The sequence below is a fragment of the Bacillus marinisedimentorum genome, assembly GCF_001644195.2.
GTDB classification, from domain to species: Bacteria; Bacillota; Bacilli; order Bacillales; family Bacillaceae_O; genus Bacillus_BL; species Bacillus_BL marinisedimentorum.
Window position 1 is genome coordinate 52,795 of record NZ_LWBL02000051.1, and the last position, 17,346, is coordinate 70,140.

A 17,346-nucleotide genomic window follows, 5' to 3' on the forward strand; every position below is an offset into this window, starting at 1 on the left:
TGAGCGCTCGCCTTCATCTTTTATCATTATTAACTTTCAACAGTATCCGCATCAGCCGGAAGCTTCAGCGGCTGGGGCTCAATCAATTCCCCTGTCATAATATCCTGGACCGGCACTGCTTCCGTGGTCCAGCTCAGCGGAGGGGCCGCTCCCCAGAATGTCGCCCGCTGCGGGTCATCCAGGTGCCATTTCACCGGATCCCAGTCCGGATCGTTTGTAAAATAATCGCCAGTATATAATTCAAGACGGTTTCCATCCGGATCTCTCACATAGACAAAGAATGCATTGGACGTGCCGTGCCGGCCCGGCGTCCTTTCAATGTTCGCCGAGAAGCCGGCGGCCGCCAGGTGATCGCATGCATCAAGGATCGACTTGGCATCATCCATCCAAAAGCCGACGTGATGAAAGCGCGGGCCTTTTTCACTGATCAAGGCCAGATCATGCACACTCGGTTTGCGGTGCATCCACGCTGCCCACATCCGTTCTCCCTCTCCGTATCCGGTTACCGTATATTCGGAAGTACGGAAACCGAGGTTGTCGGCATACCAGTCATATAACGTGTTAATGTCTGTGATCAAGCAGTTTGCATGGTCGATTCTTTTGATTTTCGTATTGCCCTGCAAATGGAACTTTTGCAGCATTCTTTCCGCCTTATCCATTTCGTAAAAAAATTCAACCGGCAGTCCTCCGGGATCCTGAATGCGGAGGGCCCGGCCCTGGCCCCGTTCTTCTCCTGGCTTTATCCATTTTTTCGCTACACCGAGCTTGCTGAACATTTTATCCAGTTCATCCAGATCCTCATCGGCACTTACCCGATATGATATATGGTTGAGGCTGGCCTGCTCCCCTTTTGTCAGGACAAGGCAATGATGGTTTGCATCCTCAAGGGCACGTAGATAGAGATGGCGATCATCCGATTCTGTAACGATCAACCCAAGTCCGTCGACATAAAATTCCTTTGCGCGTTCCAAATCGGTAACTGTCACTTCCGCGTGATGAAGCCTGACGATATCAAATGGTTTCTTTTCCATCCGTTTGCTCCTTCCTTATGAAATGATCCATCCGCTCTATGCCTTGATCGCCGATATGCCTGACCGCTTTTTAGCCCGCTCCAGGAATGCCTGGATATGCTGTTTGTACGGCTCCTTGTTGTACTGATCATAATAAATATTGGACATGCGTACAGGATCGCCGAAGAAGTAGTATTCGTAGAGGACCTGACGGTTTCCAAAGGCACTGATCGCGACATCCCAGGCCAGGCGGAACAACTGCACCCGTTCATATCCATCTATATTTGCCCCTTGCATGTATCTATGCATTAACGGCCCGATCTCCTCGTTTTCGAAGTCTTGATGGGTCGGAATGGCCATCAGTCCCGAAGCGCCAAGTGTCCGGACAATTTCTACCAGACGCGGGTACATTTTCGGGTACCAGTTTCTTGCAGCATCCAGCGGAGCAAAATCCGGCGTCATATTTCCGTATTGATCGATTGCGGCATTATGTTCAGCCCGGTACAGATGTGACTTCATCACCTCGAGCGTGACCATTACTTCGGACGCCTTTTCTTTAACATGCTGGAACCTTTCGATGCCGATTGCGTCAATGATGCTCAAAATCACGCCAAGGACAAATTCCGTTTTGGCGACATTTTTGGCAATGACCTGGTGGGACATATGGACAACTGCATTCGTTTCGCGGTATGTGCGGTTGCAGACATCGGAGTTTTCCGCCACAAAGACGCGCTCCCATGGAATGAAGGCGTTATCGAAGACGACGATCGCATCGCTTTCATCGAACTGGGCGCCAAGGGGGTGCTCCCACTGATTCCGGCCGTAATCAAATGATTCACGTGAATAGAAGTTGACGCCAGGTGTATTGTTGGCAACACCGAATGCAACTGAATACGGATCATCCTGAGAAGATGCTTTGTTTAACGTCGACGGAAATACAACAAGCTCATCTGTGATGCCGCCCAGTGTTGCAAGCAGCCGGCAGCCCGACACGTATATGCCGTCGAGATCCTTTTTCACAATCCTCGCAGAGACATACGGATCCTTTTGTTCATGCTGTGCTTTTGAGCGGTTTACCTGGGGATGGATAAGCGTATGGGTGAGACTTAAATCTTTTTCACGGCACATTTCATAGTAATTCCGGGCGTTGGCTCCGAAATCGATGCCGTCTTTATTGGCCTTGCTGAAAAAGTCACCAGCGGTTCCGAATGCCATCAGGCTCGTGTTGATGTAGTCAGGTGAGCGGCCCATCATCCCGCCTGTATGGCCGGCCCATTCCGACACCATCTCCCGGCGGGCAATGAGGTCCTCTTTTGATTTCGGCGCGATAAAAGACAGTCCGACAGGGTCGCCTGTAACAGGTGATGTATAAAGCATCTTGTCGGCCTTTTCATGTTGAAGATCATAAAGTTCGGCAACGGACTGCACCACATTTTTAAAAGATGGGTGTTCTGTCACATCGTCTATTTTCTGCCCGTCAATATAGACATTGTTCTTCGCTTTCTTTAGACCTTCAATATATTGCTGGCCTGTTCGTGCTCCCATTCTGAATTCCCCCTTCAAAATAATCAAACAGAATATTCAAACAAATGATTCCGCATCAATTCCTGTTCCAGACAACCAGTTTCATTTCCATCATTTCTTCCATGGCATACTTGATGCCTTCCCGCCCCATTCCGCTTTGCTTGACGCCTCCATATGGCATCTGGTCAACCCGGAACGTCGGAATATCATTGATCATGACGCCGCCGACATGCAGCTGTTCAGCCGCATCCAGCGCTGTCGGAACGTGATCTGTGTAGATGCCGGCCTGCAGGCCGTATGGGGAGTCATTCACAAGATTGATAGCCTCCTTGACGCTTCCGACCGAGTTGATCAGGACGATCGGCGCAAAAACCTCCTGGCAGGACACTTTCAAATCCTTGTCGGCATCGAGGATGACTGTCGGCTCAAGCATCTGTCCGTCAGTTTTCCCGCCCGCTGCAACCTTCGCCCCGTGCTGTTCCGCTTCTTTTATCCAATCGAGCGTCCGCTCCACATCGCCGCTGGTGATTAATGCGGACAGGTCGGTTTGTTCACTTAATGGATCGCCTGTTTTCATTTTCCGAGTTTCTTCAATAAATGCGTCAACGAATGGTTTATAAATCTCCTCATGTACGTAGACGCGCTGCAAGGAAATGCAAACCTGCCCCTGGAAGGCGAATGCGCCAGTGACACACCTGTTGATGATCTTCGGAATGTCGGCATGCTTATCGACGATCACCGCCGAGTTGGATCCCAGTTCGAGCAGAACCCGCTTCAAACCGGCTTTGTTGCGGATGCCGATCCCGACTGCAGGGCTGCCGGTAAAGGTGATGACATTGACCCTTGAATCCGTGACAATCTTATCGCCGACTGTCCTTCCGCTTCCTGTCACGACATTGAGCGCTCCTGCCGGCAGCCCGGCTTCCTCGAACAAACCGGCAATGAAAAAGGCGGACAGCGGTGTTTGGGAGGCCGGTTTCAATACGACACTGTTTCCTGAAGCAAATGCAGGTCCCAGCTTATGGGCAACAAGGTTCATCGGAAAGTTGAACGGGGTGATGGCCCCGACGACACCGAGCGGTTCATAATCCGTGTATGCAATCCGGCCGGTCCCGCCCGCTGCTGCATCCATGCGGATCGTTTCACCGTGGATGCGTTTGGCTTCTTCCGACGAAAATTTATACGTTTCGATTGTCCTGGCAATTTCTCCGCGTGCTGTTTTGATTGGTTTTGCCGCTTCCTCTGCAATAATGGCAGCCGCTTCCTCTTTTCTCTCCTCAAGTAGATCAGCCACTTTTTCAAGGATCGCCGCCCGCTGATAAGCTGGAAGCCCTTTCATTTTTTCCTTTGCCTCGTAGGCAGCGGCAATGGCCCGGTCTGTTTCCTCTTCTGAGGCAGCAGGGATTTCGGCAAGCACTTCACCGGAATAAGGCGCGGTAAGTTCCCGGTATTCCGTACTTTCAATCCAGCTGCCGCCAATGAATAGCTTTTTTTTCACTTCAGCACCTCACCATCAAAAATAGTCCATTATTTCATTAACGCTTTATACACTTCATCATCAAGCTTCTTTGCTTTTTCCGGGTTATAGGTCTTTACGAATTGGGGCACCTGCGTGATCTTCGCACCCCAGAACATGCTTTCAAACACCTGGCTCACTTTCACTTCCACTTTGGTAAGCTTCAAGGAAACACCCGGCATCGGCTCTTCAAGAATGCTCGCTTTCCCTTTTATGGAATAAACGGTTTCACCTGCAATGACAGTAAGGATAACATTTGGGTTATGCCTGATATTTTCCAGCATCCTGGACTGGGTTGTCACACTGAAACGGACATGTTCACTGTCCGCCGGCTTCACCCACGAGATGGCAGTGAGATTTGGCACAGGCTCTGATGCATCAATTGTCGATAACAGCACCAGGTTTTCGTTTTCCAGAAACTCGGTCAATTCATCCGTTAACGTGGTCAACGGGTCTGTTTTCGGCAAATTCATCTTCCTTCCATTCTTTTATTTCCTTACGGACAGCATTTTTTTTGGACTGCTTTTTCCCGAAATAGGCCTCCTGGACGCGCGGGTCTGTCAGCAGCTCTTTTGCAGTCCCATTTATGAAGATTTCGCCGCGCTCGAGGACGCTTGCCCTGTCTGCGATGGCTAAAGCTGCCCTTACGTTTTGTTCCACAAGGATGATGGTGGTTCCGCGTTCTTTACAGAGGCTCCTCAGGACGTTCATAATATCCTTTACGATCAGGGGAGCGAGGCCGAGTGAAGGTTCATCAAGCATCAGGAGTTTTGGCTGTGCCATAATCCCCCTGCCGATGGCAAGCATTTGCTGTTCCCCGCCTGATAAAAGACCTCCTGGCCGGTCAAGCATCTGCGCCAGCCTCGGAAAAATGTCCAGAACCGTCTGCATGTCGCGTTTCACGGTCGCTTTATCCTTTTTGTAGCGGTGGAACGCACCCAGCATCAAATTGTCCTGAACGGAGATTGAGTCAAATATTTGCCTTCTTTCAGGAACAAGGCTGATACCGTTTGCGACCGTCTCCCTGACACCTTTATTCGCAAGCTCCTTGCCCTTTAACCTGATGCTTCCGTGCCTTGCTTCGTAAACGCCGGAAAGGGTGCCGAGCAATGTGCTCTTGCCTGCTCCGTTAGAGCCGACAATGCTGTACAGCTCACCTTCCTCCAGTTCAAAACTGACACCTTTCAGGACATGAAGATAGCCATGGTAAGTATGCAGGCCTTCAACTTTAAGCATGGACAATCTCCTCTCTCTCGTCACCGAGATATGCCTTAATGACAGCAGCATTTTGATAAATCTCTTCCGGCGTCCCACTCCCGATCTGGATGCCGTTATCAAGGACAAGGATCCGGTCAGAGATTGCCATGACCGTTTCGATGTCATGTTCCACGAACATGAAGGTCATGCCCTTTTGCTTCATAAGCAAAATGACATCGACAAGCCGTTCTGTTTCCTGGGCATTCAACCCTGCCATCGGCTCGTCAAGCAAAATCATGGCCGGATCAGAAGCGGATGCCCTGGCAATTTCAAGCAGTCGCTGATTCCCATATGGAAGGGTTTCCGCTTTTTCATAAGCAAGATGGGCAATGCCCACCTGTTCCAGGCACTTCAGCGCAAGCTCCGCCGTCTTCCTTTCTTCCCTGAAAACGCCGGGAAGCCTGAATCCTGCCCCAAGAAGCCCCGTTTTCAAACGGATATGGGCTCCTGTCATGACATTTTCGATGACAGACATATTTTTGAAAATTTCAAGATTCTGAAATGTGCGGGTGATCCCGGCACGCGCAATGCGATAAGGCGGCTGTCCAGTTATGTTTTTACCTTGAAACCGTATGCTCCCGGATGTACTCGGCAGAACGCCGGAAATCATATTCAGAAGCGTTGTCTTGCCTGCTCCGTTCGGCCCGATCACAGCAAAGATTTCACCCTGTTCCACCTTAAAAGACGTATTGTTGACAGCGAGTACTCCGCCAAATTGTTTGGTCAGGTTCTCCACATGCAAGAATGGGGCGCTCATTGTTTTCCACCCCCTGAATTGATTTGTTCCCTGGCTGCCGCTGCATCCTGAATAGGCGGCTTTCTGTCAGGTTTAAGTCTTGACGCCAGCTTTGAGAAGGTCGGCATCAGGCCGTTCGGCATGTATATCAGCGTCACGACAAGCAAAAGGCCGAAGAAAACGATCTCAAACTCCCCGCCTGCACTCGGATAAATAAGCGGTATCGTGCTTTTCAGCACCTCGCTCAGCATGACAAACACAAACGCGCCGATGACCGCACCCCAGATGCTGCTCACTCCTCCGATCACAACCATGATCAGAAAATAAATCGATGTCATCGCATCGAACAACTGCGGATTGATGAACGTGACGTAATGTGCATATAAACTGCCTGAAACCGAAGCAAATACTGCACTCAGCACAAAGACCTGTAGTTTGTTTTTCATGATGTTGATTCCAAGTGCATCCGCAGCCACTTCGCTTCCTTCAATAGAGCGCAGCGCCCTTCCGGTTCTCGACTGAATCATGTTGCGCGAAAATAAAAGGGCCGCAATCACAAATGCCCAAACGAGATAAAAATAACGGAAGTCACTGTTCATTTCCAGCGATCCGATATTGAGTACAGGAATGCCGAAAAAACCATTCATTCCGCCTGTCAACTCACGAAGTTCCTTAAAAGCGGTGTACATGATGACACCAAATCCCAGTGTCGCCAGTGCCAGATAGTGCCCTTTCAGCTTGAATGTCGGGATGCCGACAATGAAGGCAATCAGGCTGGAAAGCACGGCACCGGCAGCCATCCCGAGCCATGGCGAGAGGCCGTATGTTCCGCTGATGACAGCGGACATGTAGGCCCCGATTCCGTAAAATGCAGCATGGCCGAGGGAAATTTGGCCGGCATAGCCCATCAGAAGGCTGAGGCCGACAGCGACAAGCGAGTAAAATCCAATGACAATGAACATGCTCAACAGGTAGTTGGACTGGGCAGCAAGCGGTATCGCAAAGATAACCGCGGCAAATAGGAGAGGGCCAAGCAAGCTTCTGTTATACACTCTTCCAAGATTGTTGTCTTTCACGCCATCTCCCCCTTTTACACCCGTTTTCCAGTGGCTTTTGCAAACAATCCGTTAGGCATGAAGAAAAGAATCAGGAGCAGCAGACCGAAACTTACGGCATCTTTCATGCCTGAAGACCATAGTCCTTCAGTGAAGGCTTCCAAAATGCCGATGAGAAATGCTCCGATGACGGCTGCCGGCGCATTTGTAAGGCCGCCGATGACCGCTGCAACAAACGCCTTCATTCCGAGCATCATCCCCATGCTGTAGGAAGCACCTGAAATCGGGGCAATGATAATGCCCGCGATTGCACCGACTCCGGCGCTGATTGCAATGGTGATCAATGACATTTTCTCAGGATTGATCCCCATCAGCCTGGCAGCAAACTTATTGACGACACATGCTGTAAGAGCTTTCCCAAGATAGGTCTTATCGAAAAAGTATCCCATGATGAACACGCTGATGAGCGAAATGCCGATAGCCCAGATGCTCTGTGGGAGCAGAACCGCCTGAAGGATGGTGATCGGCTCATTTTTTGTAAAAGGCTGCAGGGACTGAGGCTGGGTTCCCCAGATTAAAATCGCAACCCCTCTTAATGCAATTGACACACCAATTGTAATAATGATCAATGTCGGAACGGACGAACCTCTTGCCGGGTAAATCGCTGTCCGTTCAAACAATGCTCCTACAGCCGAGACGATCAATACAGCAAGGATGACGGCTGCCAAAAGCGGCAGCCCCATCCCTGTAAGGGAAATGCTGATCAATGCACCTAGCATCGCAAATTCCCCCTGGGCGAAGTTAAGCACCCCTGTCACGTTGTAGGTGACGACAAATCCGATGGCGATCAGAGCATAGATGCTTCCGATCGTCATTCCTGAAAACAGCAATTGTATAATCTGGCTGAGTACTTCCACAATCCCTCCCCCTTATTCTTTAATAGTCCAGTTACCGTCCTTGACTTCAATCATGATAAGGGAATCACTGCCAAGCCCGTTATGGTCATCCGCACTCATATTGAAGACACCGCTGATGCCGACAAAGTCCGTTGTGTTTTCGAGGGCTTTTTTAATCGCCTCACGATCTTCTCCGCCTTCTTCAATCGCCTGCTTCAGCACCTGGATTCCGTCCCATGCATGGCCTGCGAACGCACTTGCCGGATAACCGAATTTCTCTTCAAAGTCATCTTTGAACGTTGTGATCGTCTCTTTTTGCTTGTCTGAGTCAGCAAGCTGGTCCGCTACAAGGATTCTTCCGGCCGGGAAAACAACCCCTTCCGCCGCATCTCCGGCAAGCTCCAGGAACTTTGAGGAAGCGATGCCGTGGCTTTCAACAACCGGAATATCCATGTTCAGTTCATGGATGTTTTTTGTGACAACAGCTGATTCCTGTGCCGTTCCCCAGACGATTACCGCATCAGGGTTCGCCTTCTTAACCCTTGTCAGCATGGCTTTGGCATCGTTGACCGTCGCTTCAAATTCCTCTTCAATTACGGCTTCAACGCCATAATCCGGAGACAGCTGCATAAATTCCTCATGCCCGCTTGTCCCGAATGAATTTGCTACGTTGAGCCAGGCAACCTTTGTCAGGTTTTCACTTTTCAGGTACTCAAGGACTTTTGGTATGACAACGTCGTCCCCTTGTGCCGTTTTGAATACCCATTCCCTGCTCGATCCGTCTGAAGGATTGTTGATCTGTTTGCTTGCCGCCAGGGAAACGAACGGCACTTTCGCTTTCATTGCCTGCGGAAGCATCGCGAGGGTATTTCCGCTTGTAGTGCCACCCACAATCGCCAGAACCTTGTCCTGTTCAATAAGCTTTTTCATCGAAAGGACCGCTTCATTCTGGTCGGATTTGCTGTCATACGCGATGAGCTCCACTTTTTTGCCGTTTATGCCGCCGGCTTCGTTGATTTGTTCAGCCAGCATTTTGGCGGTGTCCATCTCCCCTTTGCCAAGCGGGGCCGCTCCTCCGGAAGCAGCAAAAATGCCCCCTATTTTAATGACATCTTCTCCTCCGCCGCCTCCTGTTGATGCAGTTTTCGTTTTAGTTTCAGAACCGCATGCTGCCAGAGCGATAATCAAAAGGATGCTCATCAGTACAACTGTTACCTTTTTCATTCGTTCTCCCCCTTCTCCTTTATAAAAGATTGCTCTGTTAAGCTTAATGTTGATAACAGCGGTCAATATCGCCGTATTCAGTGCGGGCCTCCCTTATACTCCGGGACCTTGATTTGCCCGCTCTTCCGCCGAAGAACTGCCGCTTTGACTCCAATTTCCGATTTGAAAACCTGCATTGAATTAACACAGCCCTCAAATTATGCTTGAACTGCCTGTTTACCAGGCAGTTCTGTAAAATCCGGCAATCGGTCGACCCACTCCAAACGTATTGTGCTGCCAATCACCCTGTCCGGCATAGCCGGAACCAGAATTGATCCCCTCCCCCTGGTCATTATGCAGACACCTGGCTGATTTACGCTTCCTATCGATATATTGACACGGTAACGGCCGGGCGGCGGTAAAACAAAATCCTTTCTGAAATCCATCTTAACGATACCCGAACCTGTTCCGAAGCCTGTCATCTTATGCGTGCTGCTGGCCTTCCCTTTTACTTCATAATGTGTTCCAAGAAGCGGCGGAATTTTTGAAACACTGCCGCTCGAAACAAGCTCCCTTATAAGAGTGGAACCGATTTTCCTGCTGCAGCTTTCCACTTTCTCGACAACCGTCACGCCGAATATGCCCTTACCCAATTGCTTCAGAAGCTCCATATCCCCTTTGCCGCCGCGGCCGTATGTAAAATCAAAGCCTGCTGCAACATGCTTGACATTAAGATTTATGATGTATGATTGCACAAACTTCTCCGGGGTAAGAGCACCGAATTGCTTATTAAAGTGAACGGCGTAAAGATAGTCGACTCCCAATTGCTCCATAATGTCTGCCTTCTCTTGAAAAGGTGTCAGATGTTTTCCTGTCTTATCACGCAGCCCCATAACTTCTCGCGGGTGGGGATCAAATGTCATCACAGCAAGCGGCAGCCCTTTATCGTCTGCAATGGCACGGGCTGTATGGATGATCTTCTGATGGCCAAGATGGACTCCGTCAAAAAAGCCGAGAGCCATGACTGCAGGTGTTTTCTCCAAAGTTTCCCGAACCCCGTGCTTCAAAAAAATCGTTTTCACTCAAATCCACCCCCTTCTACATCTGTAAGCCTTTACATTAAAGGCGTCTGCCGCCTGCCGTCATTTAACATGACAGTGTTCGTGTCCATCTTAATTGAAATCTTGCCGGGAGGGAGGCGACCTCCCGGATCACCTTTTATTTACCAAACTGAGGAATGTGATGTTCCCCGAGGGCAACATGGATCACTTTCGGTTCTGTATAAAACTCGAACGCATAATGGCCGCCTTCCCTGCCGATCCCGCTAGCCTTCATTCCTCCGAACGGAATGCGGAGATCCCGGACATTCTGGGCATTGATCCACAGCATGCCGGCTTCGACTGCCTGGGCAACACGGTGGCCCCGCTTCAAGTCATTCGTCCACACATAACCGGCAAGGCCGTATTTTACATCATTAGCCAGCCGGACCACTTCTTCTTCTGTTTCAAATTTAATGACAGCCATTACCGGTCCGAAAATTTCTTCCTGGGCGACTCTCATTTCATTTCTTGCATTCAGGAGCAATGTCGGGCTGACAAAGTTGCCCTGTTTCAGTTCCTCAGGGATATCAGGTGAGAATACTTCACACCCTTCTTCCCGGCCAGTCTCGATATAACCTGACACTTTTGACCGGTGACTCGGATCGATCAGCGGCCCAAGCTGGGTTTCCGGATCCATCGGGTCACCGACTTTAATATTTCTCACCCGCTCTTTCAAGGCGCTGACGAAATCATCATAGATGGATGCCTGAAGGAAAACCCTTGAGTTTGCTGTACATCTTTCACCGTTGAATGAGAACAATCCCCAAACCGCGGCATCAAGGGCCCGGTCGAAATCAGCATCCTCGAATACGATCAGAGGCGATTTCCCGCCAAGTTCCATCGATGTCCGCTTCAGCGTATCAGCTGCATTTTTGATGATGGTCGTGCCGGTTACCGTTTCGCCCGTGAATGAAATCAAACTAACATCAGGATTTCTCACAAGTGCATCGCCAGCCGATTCCCCGAATCCATGCACAACATTGAAAACCCCTGCCGGGAGTCCTGCCCTATCGATGATCTGTGCCAGTTTGTTCGCTGTCAGCGGCGAAAGCTCAGCCGGCTTTAGGATAACGGTGTTTCCGGTTGCCAGGGCAGGCGCCACTTTCCACGTTTCCAGCATGTATGGTGCATTCCATGGTGTGATCAGTCCGGCCACTCCCACCGGTTTATTAATGGTATAGTTCATAAACTCATCATCTACCTGATAGGCTTCACCTACCAATCTCGTTTGGACCATCCTTGCATAGAAGCGGAAGTTTTCCGCAGCACGTGCTGTCATCTTCCTTGTCTGGCTGATCGGAAGACCCGTATCAAGGGCTTCGAGGTATGCAATCTCCTCGACCTCTTCATCAATCAAATCAGCGATTCGATTGATCAGTTTCATCCGTTCCTTCAGCTTCATCGTTCTCCAGGATCCGCTGGTAAACGCTTCGTGTGCAGCCGAAGCTGCCCGCCTGATGTCCTCTCTGCCCCCGCTTGCGACCCGGTTCAGGACTTGATTAGTGAATGGGCTGCGGTTTTCAAACTCTTCACCTGAAACAGAGGCGGTGAATTCTCCGTTAATGTAATGGAGGACATGATCAATTTTCTTGTGCTGCGTAGCTTCCGCTGTTTCCTGTACCGACCTTTCCCCTGCCGTCTTTGATTGTATTTTCAAGTGCACCCACCCCCTCGATTTCAAGTCTTACTTCATCTCCCGGATAAATATGGGACAGCCCTTTAGGAGTGCCGGTTAAAATGATGTCATCAGGCTCAAGTGTCATGAATGAGCTGATGAACTCTATTAAATCAGGAATCTTGTATATGAGATCACGGGTATTTCCTTCTTGTCTCAGTTCGCCGTTAACGAACGTCTTCAACGTGAGATTATCAGGATCAGCCACTTCATCCCTGCTGACCAGATACGGCCCGAGCGGACCGAACGTGTCGTGCCCTTTGGCGCGGACCGGCGGCCGGTAGAAGTTGTTCACAAAGTCACGGACCGTCACGTCATTGGCGATTGTATATCCTCTTACATAATCGTAAGCATCTTCCTTTTTGACATGGCGTCCATGTTTGCCGATCACAACCGCCAGTTCATTTTCATAATGCATATACGTCGCTCCGTCCGGATAATACACATCCGCTTTATGTCCGACAATGGATGAATTGGGCTTGATAAAAAGTACGGGTTCAGCAGGCTTTTCCAGTCCGAGCTCATCTGCATGGTCAGTAAAGTTCAGGGCCAGGCCGATCACTTTATTAGGCTTGACCGGCGGCAGCCACACTTGAATATCGTCTGGATGCCAGCAGTCACCTGACGCAGCTGTCACCTGTTTTCCATCAGCGGAAATGACACCTATCTGTTCTCTTCCTCCAGCAATAAACCGTGCCGTTTTCATAACCTATCGACTCCCCACTTCTGTAGATAATAATCCGTAACTGGTCAGGACCTCCCTGATTTCATCCTGCAGTTCATTTGACGGCAGATCCATCGGCATCCTCAGGCGCGGTTCAATTTTGCCCATCATGCCGAGGGCCGCCTTCAGCGGTGCCGGGTTCGTGTCTTTGAACAATACGTCATTCAGAGGCATGAGATCGTAATGGAGATCCTGGGCCCGCTTCACATCACCTTCAGCCCAGGCGTTATAAACATCAGCAACCCGGCCCGGCAATACATTTGCGGTTGCGCTTATGTATCCGGCTCCTCCTATTGCCAGCATCGGGTAGCACAATAATTCGATCCCTGAGAATAGCAGGAAGTCGCGTCCGCAGTTCAAAAGAACCCGGTTCACATGTTCGAAATCCTTATTGGATTCTTTTACACCGATAATGTTTTCACAGTCTTCATTCAGGCGTGCCAGCGTTTTGACCTCCAGGTTCACAGCAGTCCTGCCGGGAATGTTATAGATGATGATCGGAATATCAACTGCATCAGCAACCGTTTTGAAATGTTTATATAATGCATGCTGGGAAGGCTTGTTGTAATATGGGACGATGACCATCGCTCCATCGGCGCCCATTTCTTTGGCAGCTTTTGTTAGATGCATCGTTTCATCGTGGTTTGTCGAACCCGTTCCAGGGATGACCGGCACCCTGCCGTTAGCAGCCTTGATGGCCGTTTCCATGACCAGTTCCCTTTCCTTTATGGTCAGGGAACTCGGCTCACCGGTTGTACCCGTAACAGAAATGCCGTGGCTGCCGCTCTCGATATGCCAGTTCACCAGGCTTTCCAGCGCAGCGGCATCAACCATACCGTTCTCATCAAATGGTGTAATGATCGGCGCAATCGATCCCCGGAATTGCTCCTTTGCTTTCTCATATGCGTTCATGTAACCTCCACCCTTCTTATTAATTGTTATTTCAATAAAATATTCTAAACTTTAGTAATTTTCAGTTAATTTTAACGAAAAAAAATTGCATTCCTCCCCTACACTGTAGGATATGTCAATTTTGTTTTTCTTTTTTTAAAGGATTCAACCGTGTTCATTTTATGCTGCTTCACAAATCTTTCAATTTCTTCAAATGAAGCATTTTCGGTTAACAATTCGATGATTTTGCCGTGTTCCTTGATGGATTCCCTTGCCCTCGGCGGCACGAATGCAGCACCGGTCCTCCTGATTGAATCAAGTTTTCTGTGCACCTGCTTAATATGTTCCAGCAAATAGCTGTTATCACAATAGGAATACGTCAGCCAGTGGAATTCGCGGTTCAGTTTTCCAAAAGCGGCAAAATCAAAATCATCAAGCGCAATTTTCATCCTTTCATTCATTTTTTTCAATTGAGGGACTTGCTGTTTTGGAAAATGCCGTGCTCCAAGAGCTGTTGCATGCGCGGCTAACACAGACAGTACTGTCAGAGCTTCAAGATATTGATCTTCGTCAATAGGTGTAACGACAGCACCGGAATACTGCTTGTATTCAATCAAATTTTCAGACTCCAGCTGGCGGATGGCTTCACGGATCGGAATTGCGCTCGTGAAAATTTCTTTCGAAAGCTGGTCGATGACGACCCGATGGCCGGGTGCATATGTGCCATCAAGAATTCGTTCTCTAATAATATTGTAAGCGTATTCTTTTTTGGTTAACTTACTCTTGTTCTTCTCCATGACTTCATCATAATTGAAATCATATATGATTTCAATACAAATTTTATAAAAAAATATAGGATTTCATATATTATTGTGCAGCCAACGAATTTTTGCTGGCTCTATTATGGGCGGCTATTGAAATCCGCTGCAGGAACTCGCTTGCACGAATGGGCAAATGCGACCCTGCCTTCGGCCGCATCCACAATGTCTTGTATGCCGAGGGATAGGCGGCGAGTCTTATCAAAGCGCGGCCTCATCTGTCTCTCTGTTAAAGCGCCCTTGCCCGGTTTGAGACGGGAAACGTAGGGCTTGTTCTTGAGAATCCGTCCCAACAACATGTAAAATCAACAACATTCTTTAACATAGCTTTTGTGTTGAAAACATTAAGTGAAACGATACTTTAGGTGGAACGGGCTTTTCTCCCTTCCTTTTTCCTCTTCCGGGTGGTATGTTGGAAATCATATGGTTTAATTTCCTCATTCTTATGGGTACATAATCTTAACCAGCATTCGCAGCAGCAGTTTCCCACAATAACAAGTAGTGATACTCACTGGAGGACAATGATGGATAGCTTTGTGACGGAAAAGATAACAAATGAATGGGACTATTTCCTTGCCAGGGTTTCAGCAAAAAAATTTGCTGATCGGCTTGGCTTTTGTGACGTGAACAAAAGCAAAATTATTCTCTCGGCAGCAGAACTTTCTAAAAACATCCTTGTGCATGCAGAAAAAGGGGAAATCTCCTTTGAAACAATAACAGAACCGGGTAAAAAGGGGATCAAAATATCCGCCTTTGACCAGGGTCCTGGGATTGAAAATATCGACCAGGCGCTTCAAGACGGTTTTTCAACAGCAAACAGTTTAGGATATGGACTCCCTTCCGTGAAGAGGATGATGGATGAGGTGACAATCGACTCCGAAAAAGGAAGAGGAACGAAAATTGTTGCCGTCAAATGGCTTAAAAAATCGTGAATGGTTTACACAGGACATCCTGCAGGAGCGGATGTCTTTTGTGTGCCCGCTTTTCTTTAGCGGCGCTCCTCACTATCATATTGTGAGGCTCTTATCTATCCGTTTGTGCTTGTGGACGTTGAAGTAGCTTTCCCGCATCCTCACCACAGAAAAACATACAGAGCATGTTCGAAGATGTTTCGCACACCTTGACTAATAAAGAAAACCCGCCGATGGCGAGCCTTTAGGCGAAGACAAAGGCGTAGTTGCCCTTATCTATAATCTTAAAATTGGCCACTGCGTCGAAATACTCCCTTGCTGACAATTTATACTTTCCTATATGGGAATAAATGCGCAAGGCGCCCGCTTAGCGGCGTACGCATAAGGGGGGGTCCCTTTTTGAAGGGATCACCGCTTATGGCATTAGCCGCTGGGACCTGGAGCTGGACATGGATCTTGCTTAAAAACTTATACTCCCAAAAAAGACAACCTAGTTTCTTTCATGCTCATATGTTTCACGCCGGATGGCGGCTCTTTCATGCCATAGCCTCTGCTTTACACGCCGTATCCAATCAGCCGCGATGAGGGAGATGCACTTTCGCGCGGAATTCCGTGCCTTTCACGCCAAACTGCAAGCGTTTCACGCGCAATCCCCTATATTTCACGCCAAAAGACCCGGCTTTCACGCCAGAGCGCATGTTTCGCGCCATTCAGCCCGGTTTACACGCCACAATGCCTATAATTCACGCGCGGGGCAATCAACAATCTTTTAGAAAAGCGCAAGGCACCCGCTTAGCGACTTACGCATAAGCGGTCCCCGCATTCCCTTCCGGAGGGGATCACCGCTTATGACGTTTGCCGCTGGCACCTGGAGCTGGACACGAATCTTGCTAAAAAACTCATTCTTTCCTATAAAGAAAAAACTCGCCGATTGGCGAGTTTTTAGGAAGACAGAGGCGCAGGCCCCTTATCTATATTTTTAAAATTGGCTGCTGCGTCGAAAAACTCCCGTGCTGACAATTTCCTATATGGTGTAAAAAGCGGTACTCCAACACAGGAGCACCGCTCTTCCACAAATTTGATCACTTTCCTTTTTTCTCAAAAACTTCAGTCAGGACCGGCACGATTTGTTTCTTTCTGGATACAACGCCTTCGAGAACCGCTCTGTTATTTTCCAATGTCACATCATAGGCTTGTTCGACTGCGGACGCTTCTTCTCCAAGCGCAAGGCCGATGGAACTGCTGTTCAGAATATCGGTCACAACAAACAGGAACAGGTCAAGGTTTTTGTCACTGATCGTGCTGTTGATCGCTTCTTCCAAATCTGCCTGGCCAGTTAGTACCTCTTCTGGGTCTACCGTATTCACCTGAGCGATTTCAACATTGGCTCCGCCCATCTTAAATTGCTTGGCATCAAGGGAAATCAATTGGCCGGATGTCTTTCCGGTCGTATCGGCACCGGCCTTCAACATTTCGAGTCCATAGCTTTCGGCATCAACGCCGGCGATTTCAGCAAGTTCTTTTGCAGCAGAAATATCTTCGTCCGTACATGTTGGAGATTTGAACAGCAGGGAGTCTGAAATGATTGCTGAGAGCATTAAGCCAGCGATTTCTTTCTTTATTTGCACGCCGTTTTCTTTATACATTTTATTCAAAATCGTTGCTGTACAGCCAACCGGTTCGGCACGGTAATACAGCGGGCCGCTTGTTTCAAAATTAGCGATCCGGTGATGGTCTATGACTTCGAGGATGTTCGCTTCATTAATATCATCAGCACTTTGCTGGCGTTCATTATGGTCGACAAGAATGACACCCGCTGCTTCCGGCGCTACTTTATCCACAAGACGCGGAGCTTCAGTGTTAAACTGGTCAAGGGCATATTGGGTCTCACCGGAGACTTCGCCGAGGCGGACCGGTTCAGCATCAACGCCGAGTTGTTTTTTCAGTTCTGCATAAGCAATTGCAGAACAGATTGAATCCGTATCAGGATTCTTATGACCGAAGATTAAAACGTTTTCCATCGATACAAC

At 48.9% G+C, this 17,346-nt stretch carries 16 protein-coding genes; 1 reads left to right on the forward strand and 15 read right to left on the reverse strand.

Annotated features, from left to right (window positions below; genetic code table 11):
* Positions 1-29 precede the first annotated feature (29 nt).
* The 14 genes from hpaD to A4U59_RS15725 form a co-directional block, all read right to left on the reverse strand.
* Positions 30-1,031, reverse strand: coding sequence for a 3,4-dihydroxyphenylacetate 2,3-dioxygenase (gene hpaD, locus A4U59_RS15660; RefSeq protein WP_070121339.1), 1,002 nt, complete (start codon positions 1,029-1,031; stop codon positions 30-32).
* A 36-nt stretch (positions 1,032-1,067) separates the two neighbouring features.
* Positions 1,068-2,555: a 4-hydroxyphenylacetate 3-monooxygenase, oxygenase component gene (gene hpaB, locus A4U59_RS15665; protein WP_070121340.1), complete on the reverse strand. Its 1,488-nt coding sequence runs from the start codon at positions 2,553-2,555 to the stop codon at positions 1,068-1,070.
* A gap of 55 nt (positions 2,556-2,610) precedes the next feature.
* Positions 2,611-4,032, reverse strand: a complete 1,422-nt coding sequence (locus A4U59_RS15670; RefSeq protein ID WP_070121341.1) for an aldehyde dehydrogenase family protein — start codon at positions 4,030-4,032, stop codon at positions 2,611-2,613.
* A 29-nt stretch (positions 4,033-4,061) separates the two neighbouring features.
* The gene (locus A4U59_RS15675) at positions 4,062-4,499 is read right to left on the reverse strand and encodes a pyridoxamine 5'-phosphate oxidase family protein (RefSeq protein WP_169823984.1); all 438 of its coding nucleotides are present in this window, start codon (positions 4,497-4,499) and stop codon (positions 4,062-4,064) included.
* Positions 4,480-5,286 carry an ABC transporter ATP-binding protein gene (locus A4U59_RS15680; RefSeq protein WP_083270888.1) on the reverse strand — a complete coding sequence of 269 codons (807 nt, stop codon included), beginning with the start codon at positions 5,284-5,286 and terminating at the stop codon, positions 4,480-4,482. The genes A4U59_RS15675 and A4U59_RS15680 overlap by 20 nt, the downstream gene beginning before the upstream one ends.
* Positions 5,279-6,064 (reverse strand): ABC transporter ATP-binding protein, encoded by a 786-nt coding sequence (locus A4U59_RS15685; RefSeq protein ID WP_070121344.1) that lies wholly within the window; start codon positions 6,062-6,064, stop codon positions 5,279-5,281. The genes A4U59_RS15680 and A4U59_RS15685 overlap by 8 nt, the downstream gene beginning before the upstream one ends.
* Positions 6,061-7,119 (reverse strand): branched-chain amino acid ABC transporter permease, encoded by a 1,059-nt coding sequence (locus A4U59_RS15690; RefSeq protein WP_070121345.1) that lies wholly within the window; start codon positions 7,117-7,119, stop codon positions 6,061-6,063. Before A4U59_RS15690 ends, A4U59_RS15685 begins: the two co-directional genes overlap by 4 nt.
* Before the next feature lie 14 nt (positions 7,120-7,133).
* Positions 7,134-8,015, reverse strand: a complete 882-nt coding sequence (locus A4U59_RS15695; RefSeq protein ID WP_070121346.1) for a branched-chain amino acid ABC transporter permease — start codon at positions 8,013-8,015, stop codon at positions 7,134-7,136.
* A 12-nt stretch (positions 8,016-8,027) separates the two neighbouring features.
* The gene (locus A4U59_RS15700; RefSeq protein ID WP_070121347.1) at positions 8,028-9,218 is read right to left on the reverse strand and encodes an ABC transporter substrate-binding protein; all 1,191 of its coding nucleotides are present in this window, start codon (positions 9,216-9,218) and stop codon (positions 8,028-8,030) included.
* Between the two features lie 197 nt (positions 9,219-9,415).
* Positions 9,416-10,279: an FAD synthetase family protein gene (locus A4U59_RS15705; RefSeq protein WP_070121348.1), complete on the reverse strand. Its 864-nt coding sequence runs from the start codon at positions 10,277-10,279 to the stop codon at positions 9,416-9,418.
* Between the two features lie 136 nt (positions 10,280-10,415).
* A complete protein-coding gene (hpaE, locus tag A4U59_RS15710) occupies positions 10,416-11,882 on the reverse strand; it encodes a 5-carboxymethyl-2-hydroxymuconate semialdehyde dehydrogenase (protein ID WP_070121371.1) in 1,467 nt (488 codons plus the stop codon).
* Positions 11,878-12,678, reverse strand: coding sequence for a fumarylacetoacetate hydrolase family protein (locus A4U59_RS15715; protein ID WP_070121349.1), 801 nt, complete (start codon positions 12,676-12,678; stop codon positions 11,878-11,880). The genes hpaE and A4U59_RS15715 overlap by 5 nt, the downstream gene beginning before the upstream one ends.
* A gap of 3 nt (positions 12,679-12,681) precedes the next feature.
* Positions 12,682-13,608: a 2,4-dihydroxyhept-2-ene-1,7-dioic acid aldolase gene (hpaI, locus tag A4U59_RS15720; protein WP_070121350.1), complete on the reverse strand. Its 927-nt coding sequence runs from the start codon at positions 13,606-13,608 to the stop codon at positions 12,682-12,684.
* Between the two features lie 98 nt (positions 13,609-13,706).
* Positions 13,707-14,384, reverse strand: a complete 678-nt coding sequence (locus A4U59_RS15725; RefSeq protein ID WP_070121351.1) for a GntR family transcriptional regulator — start codon at positions 14,382-14,384, stop codon at positions 13,707-13,709.
* A gap of 545 nt (positions 14,385-14,929) precedes the next feature.
* Between A4U59_RS15725 and A4U59_RS15730 the strand changes: the two genes are divergently transcribed.
* Positions 14,930-15,337: an anti-sigma regulatory factor gene (locus tag A4U59_RS15730; protein ID WP_070121352.1), complete on the forward strand. Its 408-nt coding sequence runs from the start codon at positions 14,930-14,932 to the stop codon at positions 15,335-15,337.
* Positions 15,338-16,398: 1,061 nt separating this feature from the next.
* On the opposite strand, the gene A4U59_RS15740 is transcribed toward A4U59_RS15730, so the two are convergent.
* On the reverse strand, positions 16,399-17,337 hold the full coding sequence (locus tag A4U59_RS15740; RefSeq protein WP_070121354.1) for a manganese-dependent inorganic pyrophosphatase: 939 nt from the start codon (positions 17,335-17,337) through the stop codon (positions 16,399-16,401).
* Positions 17,338-17,346: the final 9 nt, after the last annotated feature.